The 3,822-nt window shown below is 73.1% G+C and carries 5 protein-coding genes; 4 read left to right on the forward strand and 1 reads right to left on the reverse strand.

Annotated elements, in window-relative coordinates; genetic code table 11:
* Both KGQ19_RS47815 and KGQ19_RS47820 read left to right on the forward strand, forming a co-directional pair.
* The coding region (locus KGQ19_RS47815; protein WP_212022183.1) for a thioredoxin family protein at window positions 1–414 on the forward strand (414 nt) is incomplete at its 5' end.
* Window positions 411–932, forward strand: coding sequence for a hypothetical protein (locus KGQ19_RS47820; RefSeq protein WP_212022184.1), 522 nt, complete (start codon window positions 411–413; stop codon window positions 930–932). The genes KGQ19_RS47815 and KGQ19_RS47820, both read left to right, overlap by 4 nt.
* On the opposite strand, the gene KGQ19_RS52435 is transcribed toward KGQ19_RS47820, so the two are convergent.
* A complete protein-coding gene (locus KGQ19_RS52435; protein ID WP_368862268.1) occupies window positions 919–1,803 on the reverse strand; it encodes a DMT family transporter in 885 nt (294 codons plus the stop codon). The genes KGQ19_RS47820 and KGQ19_RS52435 overlap by 14 nt on opposite strands.
* A gap of 170 nt (window positions 1,804–1,973) precedes the next feature.
* On the opposite strand from KGQ19_RS52435, the gene KGQ19_RS47830 reads away from it, so the two are divergent.
* Window positions 1,974–2,870, forward strand: coding sequence for a LysR family transcriptional regulator (locus KGQ19_RS47830; RefSeq protein ID WP_212022187.1), 897 nt, complete (start codon window positions 1,974–1,976; stop codon window positions 2,868–2,870).
* A 105-nt stretch (window positions 2,871–2,975) separates the two neighbouring features.
* Entirely contained in the window at window positions 2,976–3,776 is an 801-nt protein-coding gene (locus KGQ19_RS47835; RefSeq protein WP_212022189.1) for a DUF899 family protein, read from the forward strand.
* The last annotated feature ends 46 nt before the right edge of the window (window positions 3,777–3,822 follow it).

Below are 3,822 nucleotides of genomic sequence, written 5' to 3' on the forward strand. Positions count from 1 at the left end.
GCGCAGGAGCGGCAGGCGCCGGAGGCGAACATCGGCTACGACCCCAACGCGGCCGCCTCCGCGCAGATCATGAACGCGGTGGCCGCCGCGCACGCCGACGGCAAGGGCGTGCTGCTCGACTTCGGTGCCAACTGGTGCACCGCGTGCCGGGCGCTGGACAAGGCCATGCACACGCCGAAGGTGCAGGCGGTGCTGGCGCAGTACTACCACGTGGTGCAGATCGACCTGGGCAGCGCCGACTCGCAGCACATGGCGCTGGCCGACGAGTACGCCGCCGCGGGCACCTTCGGCATGCCGATGCTCGTGGTCCTCAACCCCGACGGCACCGTGCGCGCCAACTCCGCCCTGACCGGCCAGCCGAAGTACGAGGAAGCGGCCCTGGCCGCCTGGCTGAGCCAGTGGGCGCCGCGGTGAAGTCCTCCACGGTCCTGACCCTCGCGGCCGTCTCCGGCGTCCCGGTCCTCACCGCGCTCGGCTTCGCGCTCACCGTGCACCCGCACGTCCGCGACGTCGGCTTCAGCGAGCAGGGCGTCACGGTCGCGATGCACCTGTCGGACGACGGCAAGCACCTGCTGACCACCTTCACCCCGCAGCGTCCCGGCTTCCACCTCTACAGCGTCGGCCTGCCCGCCGACGGTATCCAGGGCCTGGGCCGCCCCACCCGCGTGGAGGTCGCCGGAGCGCTGCGCAGCCGGGGGCCGCTGACCGCCGAGGCGCCGGTGCGGATGCTGCCGATGCAGGGCACTGATGTGGCGTTCCCGGTGTACCCGGACGGCCCGGTCACCACCGAGCTGCCGGTGGACGTCGACTCGCAGGGCACTGCGAAGGTGCTGGTCAGCTACGCCGCGTGCAGTCCGCAGGAGTGCCTGATGCCGGTCACCGGGCACCCGGTGGACCTGACGTCGTCCACGCTGTCGGCTATGCGGGGGTGAGTTCGGGCAGCGCGGCGAGCCGCCGGGTCCGGTGTGCGCGCTCGATCGCCTGCCCCCAATAGGTGCCGGCCAGCATCAGCGCGGCCCCGACGACGGCCGGTGCCGCCAGGTGCTCACCGCCGAGCGCCACACCTGCCGCGACGGCCCAGATCGGCTCCGTGCCGAGCAGCAGGCTGGCCCGGCTGGCCGAGGTGCGGCGCACGGCCCAGGTCTGGGCCACGAACGCGAACACGCTGCAGAACACCGCCAGATACACCATCTCAGCCCACGCACTCGCCCCGGCGTGGGCCAGCTTCGGCAGCTCGGCGGCGGCCGGGAGGGCGAACAGCGCGGTGCCGACGTAGGTCTGGATCACGGTCAGACTCAGCGGCCTGATGTCCCCGCCCGAGGTGAGCCGGCCGACCAGTGTCACGTGCCCGGCCCGCACCACCGCGGCGGCCAGCATCAGCAAGTCGCCGGCGCTGGGTGCGTGCAGGCCGCCGCTGCCGCTCATCAGCAGGCCGACCGCGACGACGCACACGCCCGCGGCGGCGAAGTAGCGCGCGGGCAGCGCGCCCCCGCGGCGGTCGAGCAGCGGGGTGAGGATGATCGTCAGGCTGATGATGAGGCCGGCGTTGGCCGCGGAGGTGTGGGCCACGCCGTAGGTCTCGATGATCAGGACGCTGGCTTGGGTGAGGCCGAGGGTGGTGCCGGTGCGCAGCTCGGCGCGGGTCGGGCGGAGCTGGCCGCGTGCGGCCAGGAGCGCGGAGCCGGAGATCGCCGACAAGGCGTAGCGGGCCAGCAGGACGGCCAGGACCGAGGTCGCGGCCGCTGCCGACTTCGCGGCGAGGTAGCTGGAGCCCCAGACGAAGGCGACGAGGAACAGTGCCAGATCTGTGGAGCGGTCGGTGCGGTCGGTGCGGCCGGAACGGTCGGAGCTGGTGGGGCCGCTGGAGTCGGTGCGGGTCGCGGTGGTCACCCGGCCATGGTCCGGGCCCGCGCTCGGTGTAGTCGAGGACGTCATTGTCAATCAACCATGAAGTTTTCCTACACTGTCCGGTCATGGACGAACGCCAGCTACGCATCCTGCGCGAACTCGGCGAGTTGGGCAGCGTCGCGGCCGTGGCCGAGGCGTTGCTGGTGACGCCTTCGGCGGTGTCGCAACAACTCCGGCTCCTGCAACGCACCGTCCCGGTCCCGCTGACCGAGCGCGCCGGGCGCCGCCTGGTCCTCACCGCCGCGGGGCAGGCGCTCGCCGAGGCCGCGATCGAGGTCGAGGCGGCGCTGGCCCGGGCCCGGCAGACGGTCGAGGAGTTCGTGGCCGAACCGGCCGGGACGGTCTCGGTCGCGGCGTTCCACAGCGCGGCGCTGGTGTTCTTCCCGAAGCTGCTGCGCGCGCTCACCGGCCCGGACGCGCCGCGGCTGGCGCTGGCCGACGAGGACGTCGCCCAGGAACGCTTCCCGAAGCTGACCCGCGACTACGACCTGGTCCTGGCCCACCGCTTCGACCACGCGCCGCCCTGGCCGCGCACCGTCACGGTCACCCCGCTGCTGCACGAGCCGCTGGACATCGCGCTGCCGACCGGGCATCCGCTGACGGCCAAAGCCCGGCTGACGGCCCGCGAGGTGGCCGCCGAGCCGTGGGTCTCCGTGCACGACGGTTTCCCGGTGCTGCCGCTGGTGGAGGCGATAGCCACCGCCGCCGGCCGGCGTCCGGAGCTGGTGCACCGGGTCAACGAGTTCGCGGTGGTCGCCGAACTGGTCGCGGCCGGCGGCGGCATCGCGTTGCTGCCGCGCTGGACCACGCGGCCGCACCCCGGTGTCGTGCTGCGGCCGCTGGCCGGGGTGCGGGCCCGGCGGCACATCGACGTGCTGCACCGGCCCGAGCGCTCGGCGCGGCGTGCGGTGCGGACCGTGCTGGCGGAGCTGCGGCGCGCGGCGGCTGAGGTGCAGGAATAGAAGCTCTGCGGTTCGCCGATGAGTATCGGTCCCGCCGATCGTCTGTTCTCCTGAGCGGAGCGGCGTTCGACGCTGCCCCGGTACGAGACACCGTGGAGGAACAGCATGACGAACACATCAGAGGCCGACACGTCAGACGCCGGCCAGAGCACCGCGCAGCCCGGCCGTCCGCCCATCGTCGCCATGGCCGCCTGGCAGGCCGCGCGGGACGAACTGCTGACTCGGGAGAAGGCCCACACCCGCGAGGGCGACGCCATCGCCGCGGCCCGGCGCCGGCTGCCGATGGTGGAGTTCGACGGCAGCGTCAAGGTCGTCGGCCCGGACGGCCCGGTGCCGTTCCTGGACCTGTTCCAGGGCCGCGACGAGCTCATCACCTACAAGCACATGTGGTGGGACGGCACGCCGCACCAGGGGCAGTGCGAAGGCTGTACCGTCGCGGCCTGGCACCTGCAGGCCACCGAGGCCTACCTGAACGCCCGCGGCGTGTCGCTGGCGCTCGTGACCGTCGGCGCATGGGACGAAGTGGCCCCGTTCGTCGAGTTCATGGGCTACACCAGCCCCTGGTACTCGGTGCTCGGGGTCGAGGGGCCGGTCGGCGGGGACATGGGCTACGTCACCAGCTACCTGCGGGACGGCGACCGGGTCTTCATGACCTACTCCACCACCGGTCGCGGGACCGAGGTGATGAGCGGGTCGTTCGCGCTGCTCGACATGACCCCGTACGGCCGTGGCGAGTCGTGGCAGGACATGCCAGAGGGCTGGCCCGAGGGCAGGCACGCGTGCTGGTACTGGCGCACCGACGTGGACGGGAACGGCACGTGGGAGGGGACCGGGCGTCCGGCGCCGCAGTGGACCCGCCCCGGGGCCACCCCCGAGACGACCCTCGGCCGGCAGGGCTCGCACTAGCCGATCGACTGACCGATCGGCGTCGGGGCCGGCATCGGGGCTGGGG

It is taken from the genome of Catenulispora pinistramenti (assembly GCF_018274385.1).
In the GTDB taxonomy this organism is placed as follows: domain Bacteria; phylum Actinomycetota; class Actinomycetes; order Streptomycetales; family Catenulisporaceae; genus Catenulispora; species Catenulispora pinistramenti.

Bases quoted from the DNA above. Each gene is read 5' to 3' on its own strand.
- KGQ19_RS47835 (WP_212022189.1), top strand. From the start codon at position 2,976: ATGACGAACACATCAGAGGCCGACACGTCAGACGCCGGCCAGAGCACC.
- KGQ19_RS47830 (WP_212022187.1), top strand. From the start codon at position 1,974: ATGGACGAACGCCAGCTACGCATCCTGCGCGAACTCGGCGAGTTGGGC.